The following is a 25,461-nucleotide window of genomic DNA, read 5'->3' as shown; positions in this document are numbered from 1 at the left end:
TTGTTTTTTATTTTGCAGCTTTTTTAGATTCTGGTAAATAATGAATAATTACACGTTGGTTTTTGTTTAGATACTTTTTAGCAACATTGCGAATATCTTCTCTTGTTACAGATTGATAAACCTTCAATTCTTCGTTGATTTTATTTGTATCTCCGCCCAACATATAAGCATCCGCTAAAGCATGTGCAATGTTTTGAACACCCGATTTTGAAGCCACAAAACTATTTTCAATTCCATTTAAGATTTTTTGGTAATCTTCTTCAGAAATCAAATTTGTTTGAACTTTTTCTATATCTTGTTGTAAATCTCCTTCTAATTTATCCAAAGAAACTTCTCCTTGAGGTAAAATTCCGATTGAATAAATTCCGTAATCTTCCATTTGACGATTGAAAGCAAATATTTGTAATGCTTCTTTTTTCTCGTCAACATATTTTTTATATAAAACTGATGATTTTCCACCTGTTAAATAGCTTGATAACATTTCTAATGCATAAGCATCTTTTGATTTGTTATCTGGCGTACGATAATTAATCGCCAATAAAGGAATCTGAATATTTGCATCATATTCTGTTGCACGAATTTCTGATGTAATTGGATCTTCCTTCACAACAGTTTTCACAACATCTTTTCCTCTTGGAATTACACCAAAATATTTCTCAATTAATTTCTTTGCTTCGTCTTTATTAAAATCACCCGCAACAACTAATACAGCATTATTTGGCACATAAAAAGTTTGACTAAAGTGTTTGAAATCGTCTAATTTTGCATTACTCAAATCCTCAAAAGAACCAATTACACTCCAACGGTAAGGATGTTTTTTGAAAACATGAGGATTAACCGCTTCTCCGTACGAAAATTTACCATAAGGTTGATTGTCTAAACGAGAACGTTTTTCTTCTTTTACAACTTCTTTTTGTGTATCGACGCCAATTTGATTGATGATTGGTTGACGCAAACGATCAGATTCCATCCATAATCCTAATTCTAAATTATTTGATGGAAAAGTTTCGTAATAATATGTTCTGTCCGTTGTTGTATTCGCATTGTTAGAACCTCCATGAGAAGAAACAATTTTGAACCATTCACCTCTCTTAATATTCTCTGTTCCTTCAAATAATAAATGCTCAAAAAAGTGTGCAAAACCTGTTTTACCAACTTGCTCATCTTTCGAACCTACGTGATACATAACACCTGTTGTAATAACTGGAGCAGAATTATCTTGATGAAGGATAACATGCAATCCGTTTGCTAGAGTATACTCATCAAATTTTATTTGCTGACCAAATAATGCTGATCCTGCAAATAAGATAGACATAAAAATTTTCTTCATTTAGTATTTTTTAAGTTTTTATCTATTATGCTTATGTAACATTAGTAGCAGTTTTTTTGAAAATGTTACACCAAATTTGCATAATAATTAAAAAAAGTAAAATAATATACGTCTATTGATTTAGTAGGCATTTGTATTAATTTACAACAATATTTCATAATATACCTATAGTAATTGTTGTTGTATTTGCTATAGATTTGTATAAATCGAGAGAAAAAAAATGGATTTTATAGAGTTTTTTGGTTTTGTAGGCGCCTTCTTCATCGGTCTAATTATGGGAGTTCTTGGTGGTGGTGGATCTATTTTAGCCGTTCCTATTTTAGCGTATATTTTTCATTTCGACGAAAAAATTGCTACTGCTTATTCATTATGCATTGTTGGATCGACAGGATTGATTGGAGGAATAAAGCAAGCTTCGCAAAAAATGGTTGATTGGAAAGTTGTTTTTCAATTTGGTTTACCAGCTGTTGTTGGAATTACATTGGTTCGCGCATTTTTAATTCCTGCCTTACCAACTAATTTATTTGCTATAGGCGATTTTATCGTCACACGCCGAATGGCAATGTTTGGTTTATTCGCTATTCTGATGGTTTTCGCCGCTATTTCTATGTTAAAAGGTAAGAAAGATGTAGAAGTTGATCAGAAAAATAATAAGTTAAATCCTGTTTTATTTATTCAAGGATTTTTAATCGGAGGATTAACAGGAATGGTTGGTGCTGGTGGTGGTTTTTTGATTGTTCCAGCATTGATGATGGTTGCAAAATTAGATATGAAAAGAGCTTCGGCAACTTCATTGGTAATTATTGCCATCAATTCACTTATCGGATTTTTTATTGGTGATGCTTTACACATCAAAATTGATTGGAGTTTCTTGAGTGTTTTCATTGGAATTTCTATGGTTGGAATTCTTATCGGAACCTACATCAACAAATTTTTACCAGTACAATTTCTAAAGCGAACATTTGCTATCTTTATTATTTTAATGGCAATTTTTATGTTCATCGAAGAATTTATAATTCAATAATTTAAAGTATGGAACTGAACGAAAATTTTTGGAACGATAAATACACCACAAATCAAACTGGTTGGGATTTAAAAGCTCCTTCTACTCCGCTAAAAGAGTATATCGATCAATTAGAAGATAAAAATATCCGTATTTTGATTCCTGGTTGTGGAAATGCTTACGAAGCAGAATACCTTTTGGAACAAGGTTTTACAAATATTACATTGATTGATATTTCGGAAATTGTAGTTGAAAAAATCAAAGAAAAATTTAAACATAATCCCAATATCAAAGTTCTTCATCAAGATTTTTTTGAGTTAGATGGTGAGTTTGATTTGATTTTAGAGCAAACTTTTTTTTGTGCGTTAGATCCAAAATTACGTCAAAATTATAGCATCAAAATGAATGAACTATTAGCCGAAAACGGAAAATTAGTTGGTGTATTATTTAACAGAGAATTCGGAAATGACACGCCACCTTTTGGAGGTAATAAAACTGAATATCAGACGTATTTCAACGATTATTTTGATTTCAAAGTCATGGAAAATTGTTACAATTCTATTCCGCCAAGAGCAAAAACTGAATTATTTATTAATCTAAAAAAGATTGCCAAATAACCTATGATTTCATTCATAAATTTTAGGCTAACTATCAATCTTATTTGAGTTTAAATAGAAGAAAAGTATCAGAATTCATCCATCAGAGGAAAATTCTAAATTTAAATATTTGTATTTTTACACACTAAATCATTCTTATGAAAATTGAACAAATTTACACCGGATGTCTTGCGCAAGGTGCTTATTATATAGAAAGCAATGGTGAAGTTGCAATTATTGATCCATTGAGAGAAACACAATCTTATATCGATCAAGCGACAAAAGACAATGCAAAAATCAAATACATTTTCGAAACGCATTTTCATGCAGACTTCGTTTCTGGACATGTAGATTTAGCTCAAAAAACTGGTGCTACAATTATTTATGGTCCAACTGCAGAACCAAATTTTGATGCACATATCGCAACTGATGGCGAAGTTTTTTCTTTAGGAAATATAACTATTACAGCTTTGTACACGCCAGGTCACACGATGGAAAGTACAACGTATTTATTGAAAGATGAAAACGGTAAAGATTATGCAATTTTTACAGGAGATACCTTATTTATTGATGATGTTGGTCGTCCAGATTTAGCTCAAAAATTAAATACAGATTTAACACAAGAAAAATTAGCTGGTTATTTATTTGATTCTTTACGAAACAAAATTATGCCTTTGGCTAATGATATTATCGTATATCCTGCACATGGAGCGGGTTCTGCTTGTGGAAAAAACATGAGTAAAGAAACTTTTGATTCGTTAGGACATCAAAAAGAAGTGAATTATGCTTTGAATCCTACTATGACAAAAGAAGAATTTATTACTGAATTAACTTCAGGATTATTACCTCCTCCATTCTATTTTCCAGAAAATGTAATGATGAACAAATTGGGTGTTGAATCTTTGGATGTAGTGAAAGAACGTGCGAATAAAGCTTTATTTCCAGACGAATTTATGCAAGTTGCGGAAGATACAAATGCGTTAATTTTAGATGTTCGCGATCCTCAAACTTTTGCAGCTGGATTTATTCCAAACTCCATCAATATTGGAATTAGAGGAAATTTTGCACCTTGGGTTGGTACATTAATCACAGATATCAAACAACCAATTTTGTTAATTGCAGAAATTGGTGAAGAAGAGGAAGCGGTAACACGTTTGGCTCGTGTCGGATATGACAATGTAATCGGATTTTTGAACAATGGTTTCCAAGCTTGGGCTGAAGCTGAAAAAGATTTCGATGAAATTGTTTCGGTTTCTCCAGAAGAGTTTGTAGAGTTAGTTGATGAAACTGAATTAAAAATTTTGGACGTTCGTAAGCCAGGTGAATATGAAACTTCTCACGTAGAAGGTGCAATTACAGCTCCATTAGATTTCATCAACGAATCAATGAAATTAATCGATCCAGAAGAAACCTATTTGGTACATTGTGCAGGAGGATATCGTTCAATGATTTTCACGTCTATTTTACGTGCTCGCGGTTACGAAAATTTAATTGACGTTGCTGGAGGTTTTGGTAAAATAAAAGAAGTTGAAGGTGTTAAAATTGTAGAAGGAGCTTCTCCTTGTCAATCAGGAAATAATTCTTGTTCAACGAAATAAACAATTTATTTTAAATAATAACGTTATAGCCTTGGGATAATCAAGGCTTTTTTTATATTCGTCATCTAAATTCATCCAATGAAAAAATTGTTATTCATCGCCTCTCTTTTTACATATATTACCGCTTTTGCTCAACAGAAAATACATGGAGCTGAATCGTTTGCGCTAACTATTCCAAAAGATTTTCAACGTACAGTTGGGTTAAATGATTATGCAACTATTCAATTTGAAAGTCTTGCTCCAAAGCCGAATTCGTATGGATTTGTGATTTTTGAACACAAAGATGAATTAAAATTGGCAGATTCTAATTTGGATATGATTGATTATACGCTAAATTCTATCGGGCCATATAAAACACAAAAAGGGTTTAATTATATCAAAAAACCTTATGTTGCTTACGAACAGGGATTCAATTATGCCTATACTGAATTTGAAACAAATGATCCCGAATCTGGACATATTTATTTTCTACAAACTGTAATCGAAACGAAAGAATTTGTCTATCAGATTTTACAATATTGCAGTTTCGAAAATCAAGAAATAATGAAAAGCGATTTTGTCAAAATTGTAAATAGCTTCAAAGTAGAATAATCAACAAAAACCTTCCTATTTCGGAAGGTTTTTGTTTTTCTGTTCAATCCAAAGTGACATATATTTTGTACTTTGATGATGATGATGTTGCAAAATTTGACCAATAAAATTTTGATTTCGATGTTGGATTAAATTTGCTTCAATCGATTTAATTTTCTCTAAAAAATCAACTTCAAATTTAGTTTTATTATAATTTTCATTCAGAATTTTGATTCCATTTTGTTGAGCAATTTCCCACTCATTCTCATTATTGTAAAGCAAAACAGCTTTCTCTACAAATGCCTCGAAATCATCTTCTACAAAGCCATTCCAATCGAAATGATTTTTCATTGCTTCTGCTCCAATCGTAGTCGTAACCGAAGGCGTTCCAGTTTGCATTGCATCCACAAACTTTCCTTTTACACCAGCGCCAAAATTAATCGGCGCCAACAAAACTTTGTAATTTGACATCGTTTCTTGCGCATTTTCTGCTCTACTTTTGATCAAAAATCGTTCGGAAGGATTATTTAATTGCAAAACTTTTTGCATTGCATAAGCACCATAAATATGTAATTCAGCTTTCGGAAGTTTCTTTCTCAAAATTGGCCAAATTTCTTTTTTTAAGGTCTGAACACAATTAAAATTAGGTTCATGAATAAAATTTCCGATAAACATAAAATATTCTCTTTCTTCAAAACTTTTCCAAGAATTAATTTTTTCTTCTGTAATTTCATTTTCTAAAAAAGGCAAATAATACAAGATTTTTTCATCAATTTTAAATTGATTTTGTAGAATTTCCATTTCCTTTTTCGAAATCATCAACGATAAATCACAGCGTAAAATAGAAGCTATTTCTCGTTTTGCTAAATCAGAAAACAATAAATCTTCTGTAAATTCTATTCCTTTTTTAGCTGCTTCTTGTCGCGCATTTCGTAGAAAATGTAAATCTTCTGTGTCCAAAATTTTCAATGCATTTGGACATTCTTTCGAAACTCGCCAACCATATTGTTCTTCAATCATAAAACGATCAAAAAGAATAATTTCAGGATTTAATTGTTTAATAAAATTATCAAAACTATCATCATTTAACTGAATTACAACTTCTTTTATTCCTTTCGAAATCAAATCAAAACTATAATCAGATTTTGAAGCAGCACACGCAAAAGTTATCTCAAATTCAGTTTTTTTGAAACAATCGATTAACTGAATCATTCGAGTTCCTGCCGCAGAAGAAGTTGGTTCTGGCCAAACTTGACCAATGATTAAAAGTTTTTTCATCCCACAAAATTACACTTTCTGTTTCTTAATTGGAAGATTAAATATTATACACACAATTTGGCTTATTTTAATGTAAATTTGCAGCTAAAATTATATAAAATGTCTTATCAAACTGTTTTTGAAGAATTTTTCGAGCAAGTAAAATCAAGTATCAAAGAAGGAACTTTTGCAAAATTGACAATGGCCAAAACTATTGGAGATACTGATCTTAAAAATATTTTTGTTCGTTTACATCTTTTAGAAAATAATGAGTACAATTTTGCCTTCACATTTCGTTATAAAACCGAAGAAGTTGAGCAATTTCATAGTGTTGAACAGACTTTTTTAATTTTGAGTTCTTACATCAAAAATCCATTTACAAACGCTTTATTATTTACAATTGAGAAAGATTTAATTTTTAAAGTCAATAAAAAGAATGCTGCAAGTTTAACAGAGCAAGCTCCAACTTTTAAACATGCTTCGGATGTGATGTTAGAAATGATTGAAAAGAAAACCATTTAGAAAACGATTTTTCACATTCAATCTTTAAACAATATAATTTCGTAAATTTGGACTTAATATTTTTCGAAAAATGCTTGGATTAAAACTTTTGACAGACCCGCGTTGGGCTGATATTGCAGAAAGAAATTTAGAAGAAATTTTAACAGATCATGCGTGGTGTGAGCAAAAAGCGGCAACAAATGCAATTACAATGATTGCGTATAATTCTGAACATGACGAATTTATTCAGGAAATGTCAGATATTGCCATCGAAGAAATGCAACATTTCAAAATGGTTGTAGAAATTATCGAGCGTCGTGGATACAAATTAGGTCGCGAGCGCAAAGATGATTATGTTGGTCAGTTGATGAAATTTTGTAAAAAAGATGGTTCCCGTAATATGGCTTTTGTGGATCGTTTGTTATTTGCTGCGATGATTGAAGCAAGAAGTTGTGAGCGTTTCAGAACATTATCTCAAAATATAAACGACGAAGAATTAGCAAAATTTTACTATGATTTGATGGTTTCGGAAGCGAATCATTACACAACTTTCTTAAATTTTGCTCGAAAACTTTCAACTGATGTTGATGTTGACAAACGTTGGAAAGAATGGTTGGATTTTGAAGGAAATTTGATTCAATCTTACGGAAATAAAGAAGCTATACACGGATAAAAACCCGTTTAAAAATAAGAAAAAAGAGTTCATTCGATTAAATTTGAATGAACTCTTTTTTCTTTCCTATCCTACATCAATTTAAATCTAAAATTCTATACGTAAATTTGACTAAATCTAAAATAGTATGGAATTAGGAATAGGAATGTTTGGCGATCTACATATTGATCCTAAAACTGGTTATACACAAACTCCTCAACAACGTATGAGTGAGATTATAGAAGAAGTGAAATTAATGGACGAAATTGGATTAGATTTCTTTGGAATTGGAGAACATCATCGTCCTGATTACGCAGTTTCTTCTCCAGAAATTATTTTGGCTGCTTTGTCTACAGTTACAAAAAATATTAAGTTGGGAAGTGCCGTTTCTGTCATCAGTTCTACAGATCCCGTAAAGTTGTATCAAGATTTTGCTAGTGTTGACAATTTATCGAATGGTCGTGCTGAAATTATGGCTGGACGCGGTTCATTCATCGAATCTTTCCCTCTTTTCGGTTATGATTTAAACGATTACGATGCTCTTTTTGATGAAAAACTTCGTTTACTTTTAGATTTAAATAAAAACGAAGTAATCAATTGGCGCGGAAATTTTAGAATGCCAATTATTAATCAAAGTGTTTATCCAAAACCTGTGCAAGAAAAACTACCTATTTGGATTGCTGTTGGCGGAACAAAATCATCAATTGTACGTGCTGCAACATTAGGTTTACCTATTATTTTCGCGATTATTGGAGGCAATCCTGCTGATTTTAACTATCTGTTCGAAATTTATAAACAAGTTTATATCGAAAATGGGCATGACGTAAATAAAATGCAAATTGGTGTTCATATGCATTCTTTTTTTGGAGAGGATAGCGAAAAAGTTGCTGAAGGATATTTTCCAATTTATGGCGCACAAATGAATAGAATTGGAGCAAGTAGAGGTTGGCCAAAATATACAAAACAACAATTTGATTATGGACGTTCTACAAATGGACATTTGATTGTTGGAGACGCTTCTTTGGCGGTTGATCGTATTTTGAAATATCAGGAAATGTTTGGTTTAACTCGTTTTTCTGCTCACATGGATGTTGGAGCGCCAAATCATTTGGATATGATGAAATCTATCGAAATTTTTGGAAAAGATATTTTACCAAAAGTGAAAAAGGTAACAAAATAAATTTAACATATACTGACAAAAGACACGATTCGTTTTCGTGTCTTTTTTTATTTTCGTTAAAATTGAATGAATGAAGAAAATATTAGCCTGTTTTATTGTTTTAGCCAACTTCGGTGTGCAAGCACAAGAAAGTAATTTTAGAACTTGGAATACCTTAAATATCAATCAAAAAATCAATAAAGATTTTAATTTTCAGTCGGATATACAATATCGTTCGTACGAAGATTTAGATCAGTTACAACAACTTTTGATTCGTGGAGGAATTGGTTACAACTTAACCGAAAATAACAATACAGTGTTAGCTGGTTACGCCTACATTCAGAACAGAACACCTACTTCTACCGATGATTATGCACATAGTCACGAGCATCGTTTGTATCAACAATTCAATACAAAACATACTTTACAACGTTTTAATTTTGCCCATCGCTTTCGTGTCGAAGAACGCTTTTTAGAAAATGATACACAATTTAGATTTCGTTATCAATTGACTGCAACTATTCCTCTAAATAATGCCAAATTAATCGAAAACACGTGGTATTTGAAAGCGTATGATGAGATTTTTCTACAAGCTGTAAAAGATAAAACGTTTGATAGAAATCGACTTGGTTTAAGCTTTGGTTACGTTATTTCGCCTACTTTTAGTTTAGAAGCTGGTTACATGTTACAAAGTCTTAAAGCATCTCATACTGATCATTTGATGATTGGATTAACAGTTAATAATCTGATAAAATAGCTTATCTTAATTAGGATAATTTACACTTGAATATAATTATTCTAATCAATAATTTTAATTACTTCATAAAAAAATATTTTTTCTAAGCAAAACTTATCAAATCTTCGTAGGCTTTTTTAGCACCTTCAAAAACTTGTTGTTGCTCTTCTTCTGTTGTAAATTCTTGATTGATATAACCAATAAAAGTTTTCCAGATTTGACCAAGGTTTTCACCATAATGTCCAAAATAATTGAAACTTTTATTCTCTAAAAATGGATACTTTTTCAGTGTTTTTGCAATAACATTTCCGCCAAGCATGGAACCTTCTATCACATACAAAGCTCCAATTGCTTCGGCTCTATTTTGTAATTCAAATTGTTTTGGCACATTCAATTCTTCTAAGCCCAACTCGTTAATATCTTGTTGAATCAAAGACAATTTATTGAGTTTTGTTAAGGCTAAATTTTCTAAGTCTTTTTCATTCAAAAATTCTTTAATAGAATCTTCATACGATTTTAGAAAAATATGATTAACCTGCAACATTTTATAATAATTTTTATCTGTAAATGTGCTGTTAAACAATTTATTCGATTCTAATTTATCTTCAATTTCTTTGTGATAAACCGCTGTTTTTTCTTTTAAATAATCAGATAGCATTTGTTAGATTTTTTTAAATGTTAATATAAAAGTTGTTTCTTCTCCCACTTTACTTTCAAAAGATATACCACCATTCATTCTATCCATCATTCTGTGCGCAATAGAAAGCCCTACACCATTTCCAGAGATATTTCCTGTGTTAGACATTCTGCTAAATAGCTTAAACATCTTGTTGTAATCTTCCTGTTTTATTCCGATTCCGTTATCTTTTACTTTAAAAATAACCTCCTCTTCATTCAATTCTGACCATATTTTTATGATTGGATGTTGTGCTTGGGAAGAATATTTTATTGCATTACCAATAATATTCAGAAAAACCTCATAAAACATCGTTTTATCCCCCAAAACATTATGTATTTCTTCTACAACAACTTGTGTATCATTAGTTTTATAATACAATAAAACATCGTGTATAATCTTTTCTATGATTGGTTTTGTTTCGATTGTAGACAATACAATTTCTGATTTTTTAGCTTTACTCAACGCCAAAAGATCCTGCATCATTTGTGTCATTCGATCAATTTCTTCAATAACACTTTTTAATCGATCATTTTTAATTTCATCATCTATCAAACTTCTTTGAAGCATCTGACAATTCAATTTCATCACCGATAAAGGTGTACGTAAATCGTGAGAAACTGTATAGGTAAACGAGTCTAATTCGTCATTTATTTCCTTTAATTGCTCATATAAACTATGAATTTTGAATGATTGTAAATGAAGTGTTTCTATAATTAACTTTATTACTTCTTTGGCAACATATTTCTCCTTATCTAACCAAATAAACGATTTATTCTTAATATTCTCTTGCCAAATTTTGAAAGAAGTTCGAGGAGAAAAACTATGTATTTCATCGCCATTTATAACATCTACATTTTTAATTTTACTTGGTTCTCCAGCCCAATCTAAGGTTTGAACTTGTTCTTTTTTGAACCAAATAATAAAATGTTCGTAAGTTTGATTTAGAAAACAAAACATTACACCAGCCGAACTTGGACTAAGCCTAATCTCTTGTCCATAATCTAGATAAAAAGTATTCGAGGTAAATAAACGTGCTGAGTTTCTTTTAAATGCCCATTCTTTTATTCTCAAAATTTCTTCTTTATCTGGCGTTTCGCCTTCTACAAAAACATCGTCAAAATTAACCAACGCAATCCCATCTGCCTTTGTAAGGTTAAGAACCTCTTTTAGATTATTGTTCATTGATTGCTGAAGATTTTCTTCCGTTAAAAGATTTTCTTTCAGTTTAATCGCTGTTTCGTTAAAATGATTTTGGAACTTTAATCGTTCAGTTGATTTAAAATTCACATAAGTCAACCTTGCTTGACGCGTCAATAATTCAGTTTGCAAACGAACTTGATTTGGAATAAATTTTGGCTTGGAATTCTGACATGCTACAATTCCCCACAATTTTTCGTTAATTACAATAGAAATAGAGAAACTTGCTTCACAATTAGCATTGCGTAAATACTGTAGATGTATCGGAGAAAGTGCTCTAACAGAAGAGTACATCAAGTTTATTTTTTGATAATTCTCATTACTAATTAAAATGATTCTTTTACTATCAACATCTGCAACCAAACGGCTTTTTTTCTTTAAATACAGTTGACGTGCTTGTTTAGGAATATCAAATTCTGGAAAACGCAACCCCATATAAGAATCTAATCCCTTATCACTTTCTTCCGCTATAACAACGCCACTACCATCTTCCAAAAATTTATACAACATTACTCTCTCGTAATGAATCAAACTCTTGATAGATGAAATCAACCTATCCCAAGTTGAGCTTATAGACTTAGAGTACAGGATTTGTTCAGAAAAATTATAATAAGCTAATCTGTTTTCTAAAATAATTAATTCTTCTAACTCCAAATAAATCAATTCATCAAAATGATAAACTGTTAAATGGTAGGTTTTTGAATTAACTTTTGTATTAGTTCGGTAAAATTCACCTTGTTCTAAATTCAAAACCTCATCAAAATCAAGCTCAAAATCATGAAGTTGATTAATATGTTGGCTTAATATCTTTTCAGTAGAAATTTTAAATAATTCATCAATATTTTGAGAAAAAAATTCAATTTGATGCGAATTTTTATGAATTCCTATCAAATATCCAAAAGGTTGAATTTCGTTGAGAAACTGAATTTCTTCGTCTTCACAATTTTTGATGATTTGGTTGATCATATAAATGGTTTAGGAGTGTAATTATGAATCTAAGGTAAATTTATTTTTTAATCTTCTTGTCTTTTAATTTTCAGAATATAGTTTTCTAACTCTAATTCATCGGTATCTACTAATTCGAAATCATTAAAATGAGTTAAACTTTTCTCAAAAAATGCTGTAACTTTTTCTTTTTCTAACGATGGATGAACTTTAATTCCGTTAAATTTTATGTTCTTCATATAGACATAAAAATCATAATCAAAATCGGTTTCTCCTAAATAAGTATTGGCTATTTTTCCTTTCCATTTGATGTCAAAAACACCAAATTCTTCTGTATCTAAAAACGTAATTTCGTGCTGAGCAACCGTGTCATTACCTAACATTGAAATACCAAAAGCAAGATTTTCTGACTCGTCAAGATTTACTGGAAGAGGATCAATTTCGAATGTTTTTTTATTGAGTTGATTAAAATCTAATTGCGCATCATTTTCGATCTTTATTCCTTTATTGTTCCAATATGTACTTGAGATAATTGCGTGATCATAATTAATCCAAAGTTGCTTTTCGGCATTCTCTTCAGAAATGTCATCTATTTCATCCAAATCATCTTTATATTCTTCTTCTTCGTCATAATTATCTGACTCTAAATGAAGATCCATCCAAAGGTCAAAATTTTCATCAAGGCGAGCACTCCAAACAAAATCTATTACTTTGTGTCCGTTTGTAAATGGGCTATTCGAAAAATATATTTTGTTATTATCCTTACTCATAAATTGGGTTTTGACTTATGTTTTGAATTTACAACGATTATTCTACTCTACAAAATTTTAAAAAATAATTGGTTCGTTTATTAGATATTGTCATTGATTTTCAAAGAAATAAAAAAAGTGCAATTTCTATAGAAATTGCACTTTTAAATTATAGTTATGATTTATAAATCAATTTAATTACAAGGTTTCTTTTAACCACTTGAAAAATTCTGTATGCCAAATCACAGAATTTTGTGGTTTTAACACCCAATGATTTTCTTCAGGGAAATAAATGAAACGAGATTTGATTCCTTTCAATTGTAAAATTTGATAAGCCTCTTGTCCTTGTCCCATTGGCACGCGATAATCGTGACCTCCAACATAAATTAACATTGGCGTATTCCATTTATTTACTAATTCTGTACTACTTGGATCAAATTTAGAATACGTTTTTTGCGCAGCTTTGTTATTTGTTTCCCACCAAGCTCCACCAGCATCCCAGTTTGTAAAGAAAATTTCTTCTGTAGTTCCGTACATCGATTTCAAATCGAAAACACCATTATGTGCAATAAAAGATTTGAAACGACCTTCGTGAATACCTGCTAAATAATAAACAGAATATCCTCCGTAAGATGCACCAACAGCACCACGACGATCTTTATCTACATAAGATTCTTTCGAGATATCATCAATCGCAGCCAAATAATCTTGCATTACTTGTCCTCCCCAATCTTTAGAAATTTGCTCATTCCACTCTACTCCATGACCTGGCATTCCACGACGGTTTGGCGCAATTACAATATACCCTTGTGCTGCCATTAATTGGAAATTCCAACGAGGAGAATAAAATTGAGTTAAAGCAGATTGTGGTCCACCTTGACAATATAATAAAGTTGGGTATTTTTTATTCGGATCGAAATTTGGCGGATAAATTACCCACGCATGCATTTCTTTTCCGTCTGTAGTTTTAATTTTACGTGCTTTTACATCACTCAACGCAATGTTATCGAAGATGTCTTTGTTTTCGTTTGTTAATTGCGTTAATGCTCCAGATTTTAAATCAACTACATAAATTTCTGCAGCGTGATTGATATCTGTTTTTGTAACAATTGCTTTATTACCAACAATTTCTTTGATGTCTGCAATGTCAAAATCACCTTTTGTAATTTGTTTGATAAAAGGCATTTTTCTCATTTTGAAGTTTACATCAACCTCAAATAATTGAATTGTTCCTCCTACTGGTGCATTGAAATAAATTTTGTTACCATCATTGCTCCATTTATAACCTTGTACGGTTCCGTCCCAATGTTTTGTAATATTCATTTCGATATCACCACGACGAACGATTAAGTCATTTTTATCTGCCTCGTAACCATCGCGCTCCATGCTCAAAAACGCAAAATCTCCTTGAGAAGAAAAACTTGGTGTATTGTCATAACCCATTTTTCCTTCCGTGATATTTTTCGTCGTTTTCGTTGCTAAATCGTATTGATAAATATCTGTATTTGTGCTTAATGCGTAATCTGTTCCGAATTTCTTCTTAGAAACATACAAAACTTTTGTTCCATCTGGCGTCCAAACAAATTCTGAAACAGAATATGGTTCGTCTTTTAAAACATCAATTTTAGTTGAACCTTCTTTATTTTCTGACACAAATAAATGATCGTAATTACCATCATTCCAAGTATCCCAATGTCTGTAATTTAATTCGTTATAAATCTGCACATTCGATTTGTCCATTTCTGGATAATAATCAGAACCAAAAACTTTTTGTAATTTAACTTTATCAGTTTCTGCTTTATATTGTTGAGATTTATTCAACGATTCATCAGCCAAAAGTGTTTTATAATCTTCGATTTCTGAAGCTTTTCCTCCTGCCAACGAAATCATATACGTTTTCGACGTATCTTCTTGCGTTTTAACATTAGTAGAAGTTACTTTGTAAATCAGATTTTTTTGATCTTTCGTTACTCCAACTGGAGCTACTTTTTTTACTTGCCAAAGAAGTTCTGGCGTCATTACTTTTTGTCCCATTGCTGTTGTCGATATCAAGATACTTGCGACTAATACAGAAAATCTATTCATGTTAATTTCAAATCTAAATAATTGTAAAAGTAACAATTCTTTATCGAGAAAGGTAAATTTATAGATAAAAAAAGACATCATCCAGTACAAATTGTACTTAAATGATGTCTCCGCTAATAATTTTTTTCAAATCGTCTAATCGATTCTTAAAATTAGGCTATATATTTTATATTAAACCACTTAATTAAAAGTTTAACTTATTTTTATGAGTAAAAACTGGAATAATTGCTCCAAAAACTAAATTCTGTTGAGAGAATACAATATCTTGTTTTGCTTTATCAGCTTTGTTTGCAGTTGTACGAATATCACTTAAGTTAGCATATCCACCTTTTAATTCGGCTTGTACAAAGAAATAATCCCAAAAAGTAAAGTTGATCCCAACCATTGCAGCTGTTGCAAAACCTGCTAAGTGAAACTCATCATAACGTTCATTACCCATCAATTTTACGTTAGAACGTGGATATAAAATCCCTGCTCCCAAACCAGCTGTTACGTTAACATCGATTCCTTTTCCATTTTTTGTAATTGGGAAATGTTGAATATTATCAAAACGACGAACCTCTAAATTAGCATAGTTCAAACCATCTGTATGTTCAAACGTTAAGAAATCTTCTGTTAATTTTTGATCAACATTATTATATGTTCCATCGTAATCTGAACCTGTGTTGATGTGACCATTCATTTTTACAACTTGGTCTTGATCCATCACATATTTCATGTGGTCAATCCCGAAAGAGATATTCCAATTATCCGAAACAAAGTAACCTAAACGGAAGTTATATTGCGGAATCGTCATAGAACTTGGATTGAAATACTTGATTCCAAAAGAAGTTTGACGGTCATGAGCTGCTACATTATCTAACGTAAAATCGTATCCATCTCCTTTGAACTGAATATCTGATTTTGTATACTGCGCGTGATTCCAACCCCAATAAACATAAAATTTACCTTTATTATTTTTTCCTTGCCCGAAAGTAGTTGCAACCAAAGCAACTAAAAACATTACACTTATATACTTTCTCAAAATTTAACTTTTTGCAAATTTATTCTTAAAAAAATTGAGTAAAAATGATTTATGATATCAATTTTATATCTAGACAATATTTAAAATCAATAAACATTGTTAAGCGTCATAAAATAAAATGATAAATATTTATTAAAAATGATGTTCTCTATTTTGTAATTAAAAATTAAAATATATTTTTGTGACATAATGAAAGACTACCTGATAAAACATAGCATTGGAATTTTTTTCACGCTTCTTTTGGTGTTCAGTACGAACATGCAAGGGTTGGCGGGTTATGTAGATTATCAGATGAGAATGGAGCAACAAGACAAAAAAGATTCTTCTGACAATGATCAAAAAGCTTTGTTTTCTCAAACTTCAACTGAAGAAGAAAATAATCAGAAAAATTCTTCGAGCGAAATCACAGAAAAAATACATTATTTCCACGAAATAAAATTGTTTACATTTTTTAATGTGAAACAAACTACACATTCGGATTTTCATCATTCTAATGCATATGCATCTTTAGACAATGGTGTGACAACTCCGCCTCCAGAATTAGTTTAATTTTTTAATTGATTTTTTGCATCATTCTATTCAAATCTATTGAATGGACAGCAAATTTATTTTTATCATTTCAAATTATTAAATAATTCATTTTAAAATTATTATGAATCTTTTTCAAAATTGGAAAAAGGACATACCTGCGAGTATTGTTGTCTTTTTCGTTGCATTGCCTTTATGTTTAGGTGTTGCGTTGGCCAGTGGTGCGCCTTTATTTGCCGGAATTATTGCGGGAATTGTAGGAGGAATTGTTGTTGGTCTTATTTCTAAATCTCAAATTGGTGTTTCTGGTCCAGCTGCTGGTTTGGTCGTTATTGTATTAACTGCTATTACAGATTTGGGTGCTTACGAACTATTTTTAGTTGCGGTTGTTATCGCCGGAATTTTTCAGATATTACTAGGTATTCTAAAAGCTGGAGTTATTGGTTATTACTTTCCATCTTCGGTGATTAAAGGAATGTTGTGTGCGATTGGTATTTCAATTTTCTTGAAACAAATTCCGTTAGCGTTAGGATATACAGAAACATTTAGTTTTAGTAATTTTAGTTTAGATTTTATCACGCCAGGAGCGATTATTATTACAGCAATCTCTTTATTTATCTTGATTGTTTGGGACAATATTTTAGGAAAAAAATCAAACTTTTTCAAATTATTACCAGGATCATTAGTAGCTGTATTAGTGGGTATTTTGTACCAAGTTACAATTGGTGATACCAACCACGAAGTATTTTCTATCGATCACAATTTATTAGTAAAAGTTCCTGTTCCTGAAAGTGTTTCAGATTTCTTAGGACAATTTACTATGCCCGATTTCGCCACTGGGTTAACAAATCCTATGGTTTGGCAAGTGGCATTTACCATCGCAATTGTAGCATCATTAGAGACTTTATTATCTGTAGAAGCAACTGATAAATTAGATCCTTTAAAGCGTCAAACACCTACAAATCGAGAATTGATTGCACAAGGTGTCGGAAACTCTTTAGCTGGTTTAATTGGAGGTTTACCTGTTACGCAAGTTATTGTACGTTCATCTGCAAATGCAATGAGTGGCGGACTTACAAAACTTTCTACAATTACACACGGTGTTCTATTATTAGTGAGTGTAATCTCTATTCCAATGTTTTTAAATTTAATTCCAAATGCGGTTTTAGCTTCTATTCTATTGGTTATTGGTTACAAATTAGGTAATCCGAAACAATTCTTGGATATGAAAAAATTAGGAAAAGATCAGTTAATTCCGTTCGCAGTAACAGTTATTGCAATTTTGGCAACAGATTTATTAAAGGGTATCATCATTGGTCTTATTGTTGGTGTGGTTGTTTCGTTAATCAAATCTTACAACAACTCGCACGTAATGTTGGTGAAAGAAGGAAATGTTTTCCATATGAATTTTGCTGAAGAGGTAACGTTTGTAAACCGCGGTGCAATTGTAAAAGAATTAGATGGTTTGAAACCTGGTTCTAATCTTGAATTAGATGTTCGTAAAACACGAATTTTAGATTATGATATTATTGAATATTTAGATGAATTTAAAGTCAAAGCAAAAAATAATAACATTAATATTCGACTAATTTCCGAACGTGGAACAGTCGATAATCCCCCATCATTCAGAGAGTTTTTTGGTTACGTGTTGGTTGCCGGGGCTCATTAATCTGTAAAAAACATATAAAAATTAAAACACACACAATAAAATTAAATATAATGAAAGCACATACATCAGAAACTCAAGCAACAACAACTCCAGATAAAGCATTAGAATTTTTAAAAGAAGGAAATGCAAGATTTGTTCAAAATTTAAAAGCGAACAGAGATTTACTTTCACAAGTGAATGATACAAGAGAGGGACAATGGCCGTTTGCGGTTGTTTTGAGCTGTATTGATAGCCGTACTTCTGCGGAACTTATTTTTGACCAAGGTTTAGGAGATATTTTTAGTGTACGAATTGCTGGTAATTTCGTTAATCAAGATATTTTAGGTTCGATGGAATTTGGAACAAATGTGGCTGGCTCTAAATTGATTGTTGTCTTAGGACACTCTAAATGTGGCGCTTTGAAAGGCGGATTAGACGCTGAAGCAATTCACAAAACTGGAATGAATAATTTGTGTCATTTGGTTGATCATTTCAATCCAATTATCGACGAAATCATTCAAGAAGGTGAAGAGCGTTCTTCTAAAAATGCAGATTTATTAGAAAGATTAAATCACCAAAACGTTATACAAACAATAGAAGATATTCGTAACCAAAGTACAACCTTGAACACCTTAGAAAAAGAAGGGAAAATCAAGATAATAGGTGCAAACTACTGTGTAGATTCAGGCGTTGTAACTTGGTTATAAAACAATTAATTCTTTAGATATTTTTTAGTAATGTAAAAGCCACTCTGCGAGTGGCTTTTGTTATTTAATTAAATCTATAGTTTCTATTTTATAACCATCATAAAATATTTTATAATTATTTAATTTGTTTTTAATAATCCATTTAACATCATTCAAAACAAAATTATCTTCTAAAGCTCTAATAATATATCTATCATCAATATTAATTTCTAAAAATTTATCATCAAATAGTTTAACATTCGAAATATCCAATGACACTAATTCAAATAATTCATTATTATCAATATTAAAATTTGTAATCTTATTAAATATTTTACATCCAGATACAAATTCTATTATTACTTCATCAATTTTATCATAATAAATTGATTTATTACTAATTGAAAACTTAAACGATAATATACCCGAATATTCAATTGAATACAAACTTGCATTCAATAATAATTTATTTAGTGTATATTCTATTTCTTCATTCATTATTAAATTAGTTTTCGTTTTTATAATGGTTTAAATGAAATGGTATCACTCCTTTTTTAATCAGTTCGGATTTTATTTTATCTGCGTAATTATTCGCAAACTTTTCCTTTTTCGGAAGATTTACATGAATATCATTTCGTCTCTCCCATTCATCAAATTCTTCATCCTCATGACCTGGTTTTTCTACTTGTTCTAAATAATGCACATAATGACCAAATTCGTGTAGTAATGTTCTATATAACTGTGTATTTCTTGCAAATTCAGGTTCTATTTTAGATGTAAAATATTTATTACTTTCTTCAAATATATGTCCATCATTTTTAAGTATTTCGAATTCTTTTCGATCATCAACTGATAGCTTTTTACTCCAAATTAATTGTGAATCTTTATCTATAGATTCTAAAATAATAGCAGGAAAATCTTCTTTCTCGAATTCGTATAAATAAACTAATCTTCCCCAAACACTCGAAATAATTTGCTCCTTTCGCTTTGGTTGTCTCAAAACTATAAATTTTAATTCTCCATAATCCTCAACAGGTATATTTGAAATAATTTTTACAATATCATTTATTGAACATGCGTGAACAGAATTTAGTCTTGTATCTTCCACTACAAACACAAATTCATGATTATTAATAATTCTACTCTCTTTTTTATAAGTTGTTAGTTTTTCATAAAAAGATTGGTAACTACCATATGGAGTAGAAATCGTCAACTTATTATTCTTACTAAAACCCTGTTTGGCAGTACCTATATTTCTATTTCTTCTTGAAGGATTAAACAAATTACTTCTTTGTTAATAAAGTTAAACCATTTCACAAAATAAACTACATTTTCCATGTAATACACTAAGCTAACTACCTAATTTACTCAGCAAACTTACTTAAACACTTAGCTGACGACGTTCTGAACCTAGTCAGCTTCCAAATTTACTAAGTTGACGGTCTCTTTTACCAAGCTGGCTTGGTTACGAACCAAGAAAACGAGGTAACCTAACCCCAAATTTGACGTTCCTGACATTGTCAGCTAAGTTCTGGACGTAATCAACTAGGTATAAAACCTCATCAGCTTACTAAAATACAAAGCTAGCTTACTTCGGAACGTAATCAGCTTGCTTCAGAACCACGTCGACTACGTTCGGGACGTGGTCAGCTACGTTTGAAACGTAGTCAAGATCCATTAAAATCGCTCGAATTGACAAATTTTCACATCAACACATTAGCTCATTTTCAAATTATCCTTTCTTCGGCAACTCTTTCAAGAAATTATATCTTTTTTGAACAAAATCCATCATACAATAAAAATGATTCAAACCATTTGTTACCATCAACAATTGAGAACCTAACACAATGTTGTAACGCGCTATTTGATCAAAAGTTGCTTGCGAAATTGCAATATTCGGCGCTTTACATTCCACCATAATAAATGGTTTTTCTTGCTGATAAACGACAATATCTGCACGTTTTCGCATTCCTGTAATATCAATTGCAACTTCCAACGCAATCGCCGAAGTTGAATAACCCAAATCGTTGATTAAATAATTCAGAACGTGTTGCCTAACCCATTCTTCGGGCGTATAGACCAACCATTTTTTTCGAATCAAACAAAAGATATACAATTTATCTTGGGCTTGTTTCAATCTTATTTGGTATTTTTCGGAAAAATTTAATTGTACTAATTCAGTCATTGTATGAGTCCTGTAGAATCTTTGATCAAAGATATAAAAAACAAAAACTATAAACCGATTTACTTCTTGGCGGGCGACGAGCCATTTTTCATCGATCAGATAACTGATTTATTGGAAGCGAATATTTTACCAGAAGAAGAAAAAGGTTTTAACCAAACAATAGTTTATGGACAAGATGTAGAGATTGGACAATTAATAGGAATGGCACGTCAATATCCGATGGGTGCAGAAAAATCTGTAGTGATTGTAAAAGAAGCACAACATCTTAACCGTTCGATAGATCAGTTGGAAATGTATGCCAATCAAGTACAAGATTCAACTGTTTTAATCATCAATTACAAAGGAAATTCACTTGATAAACGTAAGAAAATCTACAAAGTTCTAAATGAAAAAGGTTTTTATTTTGAATTTAAAAAGATTTACGAAAGCGAATTACCTGCTTGGATAGAGCAAAAAGTTACTGCCAATCAATTTAAAATTGAACCAAAAGCAAAGTTTTTATTGACCGAATATGTAGGTGCAGATTTATCTCGTTTGAACAATGAATTAGAAAAATTATTTACAATTGTTGGTGCAGATAAAACTATCACACCAAATCATATCGAAGAGCATATCGGAATTAGTAAAGATTATAATGTTTTTGAACTTCGCAATGCAATCGAAACGAAGAACATCGAAAAAGCATTCAAAATCATTAAATATTTCGAGAAAAATCCGAAGGATAATCCGTACGTCGTTTCAATCACAACAATTTTTAATCTGTTTACAAACATCATTCAAATACATGTTACGCCAGATAAATCGAAGCAAAATTTGGCGAAAGTATTAGGAATTAATCCGTATTTTGTACAAGGAATGATGACAGCTGCAAGTAATTATCCGCTAAAAAAAGCTACGAGAATTATCTCATTTATACGTGAATATGATTTGAAAGGAAAAGGTGTTGGAACTACTGGAAATGTGACGCCAAGCCAATTATTAATTGAATTAGTGTATAAAATTATGAATCTATAATTTTCATCTATTTATAGAATCGAGAAAAATAAATAAGAAATACTAAATTTGTAAAAAAATAAAACAACACAATGGAAAATAACGTAAGAGATGTTATCATAATAGGATCTGGACCTGCGGGTTATACAGCGGGAATTTATGCTGCACGCGCGAACATGAATCCTTTGATTTTAACTGGTATGGAGCCAGGTGGACAATTAACAACAACAACGGATGTTGAGAATTTCCCAGGTTATCCAGAAGCAGTTACAGGACCAGAATTGATGGCTGATTTACAAAAACAAGCAGAGCGTTTTGGAACTGAAATAAAATACGAATATGTAACGGAAGTAACTTTTGGAGAAAAAGAAGGTGATGTACATACTGTAAAATCGAACAATGGAACTTACCAAGCTCGTTCTATTATTATTTCGACAGGTGCAACTGCGAAATATTTAGGTTTAGATGATGAAACTAAATACGCTGGTAGCGGAGTTTCAGCTTGTGCAACTTGCGATGGTTTCTTTTACCGCGGTAAAGATGTTGCGGTAGTTGGTGGTGGTGATACCGCTGCTGAAGAAGCAACTTACTTATCAAAACTTTGTAACAAGGTTTATTTATTGGTTCGTAAAGAGGAAATGCGCGCGTCTAAAGCGATGCAAGATCGTGTTGCAAATACACATAATTTAGAGGTTTTATATAACCACGAATTAATTGGTTTGGAAGGAAACAATGTTGTTGAAAAAGCGAAAATCATCAACAATGTTACAAACGAAGAAAAAGAATTAATCGTTGATGGAGTTTTTATCGCGATTGGACATAAACCAAATACAGAATTATTCCAAGGGAAATTGGATATGGACGAAACGGGATATTTAATCACGCAAGATCGTTCGTACAAAACAAATGTAGCAGGTGTTTTTGCTGCTGGTGATGTGCAAGATTCTGTTTACAGACAAGCAATTACTGCTGCTGGATCTGGTTGTGCTGCTGCATTAGACGCAGAACGTTATGTAGCAGAATTCTTTGAAGCTTAATTATATTTTTAATAACATATCAAAAAAACTCAACCAATTGGTTGAGTTTTTTTGATTCTTATTGTCTAAATCGTTCAAATTGATGCCAATATTTATCTAATGTAAATAGAAATTGAAATCTCGAAGCAACTACAGATTTTATTACAAATATGTCAAAATATTTCCTCTGGTTTTCAACCAACCTGTGATACTATATCTTGGTCGATTAACAGTTTTTACTTCGTGCGGAATAGTTTTACTATCAAAAACAGCCAAACGACCAGCAAGAGGTAAAATATCTAATTCTTTTTCAGCCTTATTTTCATCTGCCAAATACAAGGTCAATTGTCCGCCAAATTCATCTTTCCACTCTTCATCATTCAAATACAATACAATAGAAAGTGTGCGTCTATCATCATTCTTAAAAGCATCAACATGTTTTTGGTAAAATGTCCCTTCGGGATAAATAGCGTAATGAAATTCACTTTCCTCAATGCCCATGTAGCATGTTAAATTGAGATAGTCAATAAAATCATTGATTTTTGAGAAAAAAATTTCTTCCGTTTCTGTTTTATTTTCTTCATCAATCCATCTGATTTTATCGCCTCTGATTGATTTTATAATTTGTTCGTTAACCGAACTTCCGACAGCAGCTTGATGAAAATCTTTTTTATTTTCTTTTCGAATTATAGCTTCGCGAAGTTGCTTTGTTTCCTCTGTTGAGAAAAAAAAGTCTGAAATAGAGTATTTTTGATTTGATAAGTCATCAATAATCTTTTCATAAATTGGGTTTAATGTAATATTACTCATTCATTATTATGAAAACTTCAGTAAAAGTATATTTTATTACGAAAAACATAATCATATTTTTAAGTTTTTTTTCAAAAAAAGGACATAAAAAATCTGTCCTCAAAAAATAGTTTTAATTATCAATTACTTAAACCAGTCAACTTTATTCAACTGATAAATAAAATTTAACTTTGGCTCTTCTCCAAAATATTCAATTTGTTCTTCTTTCACTTTTTTACAACCCAAACGCTCTACTGCAATTTGCGAACGTACATTATCAGCGCCAACATGTAAATAAATTTTGTCAACAAACTGAAAAATATAATCAAACATTAATTTCTTAACAGACGGATTAAAACCTTTTCCCCAACAATTCGTCGAATAAAACGTATAACCAACCAAAATAGATGAATCTTGCTCATCATAATCGTAAAAACGAGAGCTACCAACAACTTGATTTGTCTGTTTATCAATAATCTTGAAAGCACCTTTACTTTGAATTGCACCTTCGAAAAAATTCATAAAAACATCTCTTTTCCAACGATTTTTATTTGGGTGCTGTTCCCAAACTTTCGGGTCTGAAGCAGCTAAATAAAGCGCTTCAAAATCATTATCGTTGAGCGGTTGAAGTTCTACTAAATCATTTTCTAAATTGGGCTGAATATTTATCATTTGTTTCATTTAATACAATACTAATTTACATTTTTCTTATACGATATTCATTAAAAATGATAATTAATTCATTGAAAATTTTTACATAAACTTTCTTAAAATGAAATCAGATAACTAAACTCAAAAAACAATTGGACTTTTATGGGAAGTCTATGAAAAGAAGCAAATTCTAGAAAGATTTCAAAGAACTTAATTAAAATGACAACCGAAGGATATACCCTTAAAGTTATTAAGATTGGACAATTAGAACTCTATAACCACAACAAGTTTCATTCAGAATTTTGTAGACGCTTATATAAAAAGGCTTGAACAATTAACAAAATAAATCTTGAATTTTATTGATTATTATTATACGACTAACTAACTTCACAGAAAAAATATGTTTTTAAATTTTGAAGATAAAGCCAGTCTTATTTCTAAACTAAAAAGTTTAAAAGTAGATCAACAGCCAGAATGGGGAATTATGACACCTCAACACATGGTTGAACATTTGATTGTAACCACTAAAATTTCAAATGGAGGTTTAACAGTACCTTGTCGAATTCCTGCAGAGCAAATACCCCAATACAAATCCTTTTTATTAGAATCTGATCATGAAATGCAAAAGGGGATAAAAGCAAATGGAATGGAAGGTTTACTAGATTTACGTTACCATTCTTTAGAAGCTGCAATAGAAAAATTAGAACAAGAAATTGATAAATTCAATTCATATTTCACAGAAAATCCTGATGCTAAAATTGTCAATCCTGTTTTAAATGATATTGGATACGAAGATTGGAAAACATTTCATAAAAAACATTTTACACATCATTTCAAGCAATTTGGTTTGATATAAAAAATACAATAATCAAAAAAGCTTTCTC

General features: G+C 31.0%; 26 protein-coding genes. 14 read left to right on the top strand and 12 right to left on the bottom strand.

The window, feature by feature from the left end:
* Positions 1-7: 7 nt before the first annotated feature.
* A complete protein-coding gene (locus tag B4J88_RS07820) occupies positions 8-1,330 on the bottom strand; it encodes a M16 family metallopeptidase (protein WP_291067150.1) in 1,323 nt (440 codons plus the stop codon).
* A 220-nt stretch (positions 1,331-1,550) separates the two neighbouring features.
* On the opposite strand from B4J88_RS07820, the gene B4J88_RS07815 reads away from it, so the two are divergent.
* From B4J88_RS07815 to B4J88_RS07800, 4 genes are all read left to right on the top strand, one after another.
* A complete protein-coding gene (locus tag B4J88_RS07815) occupies positions 1,551-2,354 on the top strand; it encodes a sulfite exporter TauE/SafE family protein (RefSeq protein ID WP_291067148.1) in 804 nt (267 codons plus the stop codon).
* A gap of 8 nt (positions 2,355-2,362) precedes the next feature.
* A complete protein-coding gene (locus tag B4J88_RS07810) occupies positions 2,363-2,950 on the top strand; it encodes a methyltransferase domain-containing protein (RefSeq protein WP_291067146.1) in 588 nt (195 codons plus the stop codon).
* A 137-nt stretch (positions 2,951-3,087) separates the two neighbouring features.
* Positions 3,088-4,527 carry an MBL fold metallo-hydrolase gene (locus tag B4J88_RS07805; protein WP_291067144.1) on the top strand — a complete coding sequence of 480 codons (1,440 nt, stop codon included), beginning with the start codon at positions 3,088-3,090 and terminating at the stop codon, positions 4,525-4,527.
* 78 nt (positions 4,528-4,605) lie between these two features.
* On the top strand, positions 4,606-5,118 hold the full coding sequence (locus B4J88_RS07800) for a hypothetical protein (protein WP_221854750.1): 513 nt from the start codon (positions 4,606-4,608) through the stop codon (positions 5,116-5,118).
* A 15-nt stretch (positions 5,119-5,133) separates the two neighbouring features.
* Here the strand turns inward: B4J88_RS07800 and B4J88_RS07795 are convergent, their stop codons facing one another.
* Positions 5,134-6,375, bottom strand: a complete 1,242-nt coding sequence (locus tag B4J88_RS07795) for a glycosyltransferase (protein WP_291067142.1) — start codon at positions 6,373-6,375, stop codon at positions 5,134-5,136.
* A 99-nt stretch (positions 6,376-6,474) separates the two neighbouring features.
* On the opposite strand from B4J88_RS07795, the gene B4J88_RS07790 reads away from it, so the two are divergent.
* The 4 genes from B4J88_RS07790 to B4J88_RS07775 all read left to right on the top strand — a co-directional run bounded on the left by B4J88_RS07790 (position 6,475) and on the right by B4J88_RS07775 (position 9,423).
* Positions 6,475-6,876, top strand: a complete 402-nt coding sequence (locus B4J88_RS07790; RefSeq protein WP_280051750.1) for a hypothetical protein — start codon at positions 6,475-6,477, stop codon at positions 6,874-6,876.
* 70 nt (positions 6,877-6,946) lie between these two features.
* Positions 6,947-7,528 carry a tRNA-(ms[2]io[6]A)-hydroxylase gene (locus B4J88_RS07785; protein ID WP_115001228.1) on the top strand — a complete coding sequence of 194 codons (582 nt, stop codon included), beginning with the start codon at positions 6,947-6,949 and terminating at the stop codon, positions 7,526-7,528.
* A gap of 127 nt (positions 7,529-7,655) precedes the next feature.
* Entirely contained in the window at positions 7,656-8,687 is a 1,032-nt protein-coding gene (locus tag B4J88_RS07780) for an LLM class flavin-dependent oxidoreductase (RefSeq protein ID WP_125350202.1), read from the top strand.
* Positions 8,688-8,757: 70 nt separating this feature from the next.
* Positions 8,758-9,423, top strand: coding sequence for a DUF2490 domain-containing protein (locus tag B4J88_RS07775; protein ID WP_125350203.1), 666 nt, complete (start codon positions 8,758-8,760; stop codon positions 9,421-9,423).
* Positions 9,424-9,505: 82 nt separating this feature from the next.
* On the opposite strand, the gene B4J88_RS07770 is transcribed toward B4J88_RS07775, so the two are convergent.
* The 5 genes from B4J88_RS07770 to B4J88_RS07750 form a co-directional block, all read right to left on the bottom strand.
* Positions 9,506-10,060: a biliverdin-producing heme oxygenase gene (locus tag B4J88_RS07770; protein WP_219035002.1), complete on the bottom strand. Its 555-nt coding sequence runs from the start codon at positions 10,058-10,060 to the stop codon at positions 9,506-9,508.
* Positions 10,061-10,063: 3 nt separating this feature from the next.
* Positions 10,064-12,244, bottom strand: a complete 2,181-nt coding sequence (locus tag B4J88_RS07765; RefSeq protein WP_125350205.1) for an ATP-binding protein — start codon at positions 12,242-12,244, stop codon at positions 10,064-10,066.
* Between the two features lie 47 nt (positions 12,245-12,291).
* Positions 12,292-12,993 carry a hypothetical protein gene (locus B4J88_RS07760; protein WP_291067139.1) on the bottom strand — a complete coding sequence of 234 codons (702 nt, stop codon included), beginning with the start codon at positions 12,991-12,993 and terminating at the stop codon, positions 12,292-12,294.
* Between the two features lie 177 nt (positions 12,994-13,170).
* Positions 13,171-15,057, bottom strand: a complete 1,887-nt coding sequence (locus B4J88_RS07755; protein WP_181816291.1) for a S9 family peptidase — start codon at positions 15,055-15,057, stop codon at positions 13,171-13,173.
* 184 nt (positions 15,058-15,241) lie between these two features.
* Positions 15,242-16,081 (bottom strand): hypothetical protein, encoded by an 840-nt coding sequence (locus B4J88_RS07750; RefSeq protein ID WP_236688191.1) that lies wholly within the window; start codon positions 16,079-16,081, stop codon positions 15,242-15,244.
* A gap of 189 nt (positions 16,082-16,270) precedes the next feature.
* Here B4J88_RS07750 and B4J88_RS07745 point away from each other — a divergent pair, with 189 nt between their 5' ends.
* The 3 genes from B4J88_RS07745 (at position 16,271) to B4J88_RS07735 (ending at position 18,964) form a co-directional block, all read left to right on the top strand.
* Positions 16,271-16,630: a hypothetical protein gene (locus B4J88_RS07745; RefSeq protein WP_180906316.1), complete on the top strand. Its 360-nt coding sequence runs from the start codon at positions 16,271-16,273 to the stop codon at positions 16,628-16,630.
* 103 nt (positions 16,631-16,733) lie between these two features.
* Positions 16,734-18,278 carry a SulP family inorganic anion transporter gene (locus tag B4J88_RS07740; protein ID WP_291067135.1) on the top strand — a complete coding sequence of 515 codons (1,545 nt, stop codon included), beginning with the start codon at positions 16,734-16,736 and terminating at the stop codon, positions 18,276-18,278.
* 50 nt (positions 18,279-18,328) lie between these two features.
* Complete coding sequence (locus B4J88_RS07735) at positions 18,329-18,964, top strand: carbonic anhydrase (protein ID WP_125350207.1); 636 nt, start codon at positions 18,329-18,331, stop codon at positions 18,962-18,964.
* Between the two features lie 60 nt (positions 18,965-19,024).
* Here B4J88_RS07735 and B4J88_RS07730 read toward each other — a convergent pair whose 3' ends face one another.
* The 3 genes from B4J88_RS07730 to B4J88_RS07720 all read right to left on the bottom strand — a co-directional run bounded on the left by B4J88_RS07730 (position 19,025) and on the right by B4J88_RS07720 (position 21,128).
* The gene (locus B4J88_RS07730) at positions 19,025-19,441 is read right to left on the bottom strand and encodes a hypothetical protein (RefSeq protein WP_291067133.1); all 417 of its coding nucleotides are present in this window, start codon (positions 19,439-19,441) and stop codon (positions 19,025-19,027) included.
* A gap of 7 nt (positions 19,442-19,448) precedes the next feature.
* Positions 19,449-20,225, bottom strand: coding sequence for a hypothetical protein (locus B4J88_RS07725; protein ID WP_291067131.1), 777 nt, complete (start codon positions 20,223-20,225; stop codon positions 19,449-19,451).
* Between the two features lie 450 nt (positions 20,226-20,675).
* Entirely contained in the window at positions 20,676-21,128 is a 453-nt protein-coding gene (locus B4J88_RS07720) for a type I restriction enzyme HsdR N-terminal domain-containing protein (protein ID WP_221854544.1), read from the bottom strand.
* 3 nt (positions 21,129-21,131) lie between these two features.
* Between B4J88_RS07720 and holA the strand changes: the two genes are divergently transcribed.
* The gene (gene holA, locus B4J88_RS07715; protein ID WP_291067130.1) at positions 21,132-22,142 is read left to right on the top strand and encodes a DNA polymerase III subunit delta; all 1,011 of its coding nucleotides are present in this window, start codon (positions 21,132-21,134) and stop codon (positions 22,140-22,142) included.
* A 71-nt stretch (positions 22,143-22,213) separates the two neighbouring features.
* Entirely contained in the window at positions 22,214-23,158 is a 945-nt protein-coding gene (trxB, locus tag B4J88_RS07710) for a thioredoxin-disulfide reductase (protein ID WP_221854545.1), read from the top strand.
* A gap of 141 nt (positions 23,159-23,299) precedes the next feature.
* On the opposite strand, the gene B4J88_RS07705 is transcribed toward trxB, so the two are convergent.
* Positions 23,300-23,947 (bottom strand): 2OG-Fe(II) oxygenase, encoded by a 648-nt coding sequence (locus tag B4J88_RS07705; RefSeq protein ID WP_219034743.1) that lies wholly within the window; start codon positions 23,945-23,947, stop codon positions 23,300-23,302.
* A 123-nt stretch (positions 23,948-24,070) separates the two neighbouring features.
* A complete protein-coding gene (locus B4J88_RS07700) occupies positions 24,071-24,607 on the bottom strand; it encodes a GNAT family N-acetyltransferase (protein WP_306822322.1) in 537 nt (178 codons plus the stop codon).
* 370 nt (positions 24,608-24,977) lie between these two features.
* Between B4J88_RS07700 and B4J88_RS07695 the strand changes: the two genes are divergently transcribed.
* Entirely contained in the window at positions 24,978-25,433 is a 456-nt protein-coding gene (locus tag B4J88_RS07695) for a hypothetical protein (RefSeq protein ID WP_219034742.1), read from the top strand.
* Positions 25,434-25,461 lie beyond the last annotated feature (28 nt).

It is taken from the genome of Empedobacter sp. UBA5036 (genome assembly GCF_002415215.1).
GTDB lineage: Bacteria > Bacteroidota > Bacteroidia > Flavobacteriales > Weeksellaceae > Empedobacter > Empedobacter falsenii_B.
The sequence above is the reverse complement of the archived record's forward strand: the minus strand, read 5'-3'. Positions and strand labels throughout refer to the sequence as shown.

Bases quoted from the DNA above. Each gene is read 5' to 3' on its own strand.
- B4J88_RS07755 (WP_181816291.1), bottom strand. From the start codon at position 15,057: ATGAATAGATTTTCTGTATTAGTCGCAAGTATCTTGATATCGACAACA.
- trxB (WP_221854545.1), top strand. From the start codon at position 22,214: ATGGAAAATAACGTAAGAGATGTTATCATAATAGGATCTGGACCTGCG.
- B4J88_RS07815 (WP_291067148.1), top strand. From the start codon at position 1,551: ATGGATTTTATAGAGTTTTTTGGTTTTGTAGGCGCCTTCTTCATCGGT.
- B4J88_RS07695 (WP_219034742.1), top strand. From the start codon at position 24,978: ATGTTTTTAAATTTTGAAGATAAAGCCAGTCTTATTTCTAAACTAAAA.
- B4J88_RS07790 (WP_280051750.1), top strand. From the start codon at position 6,475: ATGTCTTATCAAACTGTTTTTGAAGAATTTTTCGAGCAAGTAAAATCA.
- B4J88_RS07700 (WP_306822322.1), bottom strand. From the start codon at position 24,607: ATGAAACAAATGATAAATATTCAGCCCAATTTAGAAAATGATTTAGTA.
- B4J88_RS07775 (WP_125350203.1), top strand. From the start codon at position 8,758: ATGAAGAAAATATTAGCCTGTTTTATTGTTTTAGCCAACTTCGGTGTG.
- B4J88_RS07765 (WP_125350205.1), bottom strand. From the start codon at position 12,244: ATGATCAACCAAATCATCAAAAATTGTGAAGACGAAGAAATTCAGTTT.
- B4J88_RS07740 (WP_291067135.1), top strand. From the start codon at position 16,734: ATGAATCTTTTTCAAAATTGGAAAAAGGACATACCTGCGAGTATTGTT.
- B4J88_RS07705 (WP_219034743.1), bottom strand. From the start codon at position 23,947: ATGAGTAATATTACATTAAACCCAATTTATGAAAAGATTATTGATGAC.
- B4J88_RS07745 (WP_180906316.1), top strand. From the start codon at position 16,271: ATGAAAGACTACCTGATAAAACATAGCATTGGAATTTTTTTCACGCTT.
- B4J88_RS07735 (WP_125350207.1), top strand. From the start codon at position 18,329: ATGAAAGCACATACATCAGAAACTCAAGCAACAACAACTCCAGATAAA.
- B4J88_RS07760 (WP_291067139.1), bottom strand. From the start codon at position 12,993: ATGAGTAAGGATAATAACAAAATATATTTTTCGAATAGCCCATTTACA.
- B4J88_RS07720 (WP_221854544.1), bottom strand. From the start codon at position 21,128: ATGACTGAATTAGTACAATTAAATTTTTCCGAAAAATACCAAATAAGA.
- holA (WP_291067130.1), top strand. From the start codon at position 21,132: ATGAGTCCTGTAGAATCTTTGATCAAAGATATAAAAAACAAAAACTAT.
- B4J88_RS07820 (WP_291067150.1), bottom strand. From the start codon at position 1,330: ATGAAGAAAATTTTTATGTCTATCTTATTTGCAGGATCAGCATTATTT.
- B4J88_RS07805 (WP_291067144.1), top strand. From the start codon at position 3,088: ATGAAAATTGAACAAATTTACACCGGATGTCTTGCGCAAGGTGCTTAT.
- B4J88_RS07730 (WP_291067133.1), bottom strand. From the start codon at position 19,441: ATGAATGAAGAAATAGAATATACACTAAATAAATTATTATTGAATGCA.
- B4J88_RS07770 (WP_219035002.1), bottom strand. From the start codon at position 10,060: ATGCTATCTGATTATTTAAAAGAAAAAACAGCGGTTTATCACAAAGAA.
- B4J88_RS07785 (WP_115001228.1), top strand. From the start codon at position 6,947: ATGCTTGGATTAAAACTTTTGACAGACCCGCGTTGGGCTGATATTGCA.
- B4J88_RS07780 (WP_125350202.1), top strand. From the start codon at position 7,656: ATGGAATTAGGAATAGGAATGTTTGGCGATCTACATATTGATCCTAAA.
- B4J88_RS07795 (WP_291067142.1), bottom strand. From the start codon at position 6,375: ATGAAAAAACTTTTAATCATTGGTCAAGTTTGGCCAGAACCAACTTCT.
- B4J88_RS07810 (WP_291067146.1), top strand. From the start codon at position 2,363: ATGGAACTGAACGAAAATTTTTGGAACGATAAATACACCACAAATCAA.
- B4J88_RS07800 (WP_221854750.1), top strand. From the start codon at position 4,606: ATGAAAAAATTGTTATTCATCGCCTCTCTTTTTACATATATTACCGCT.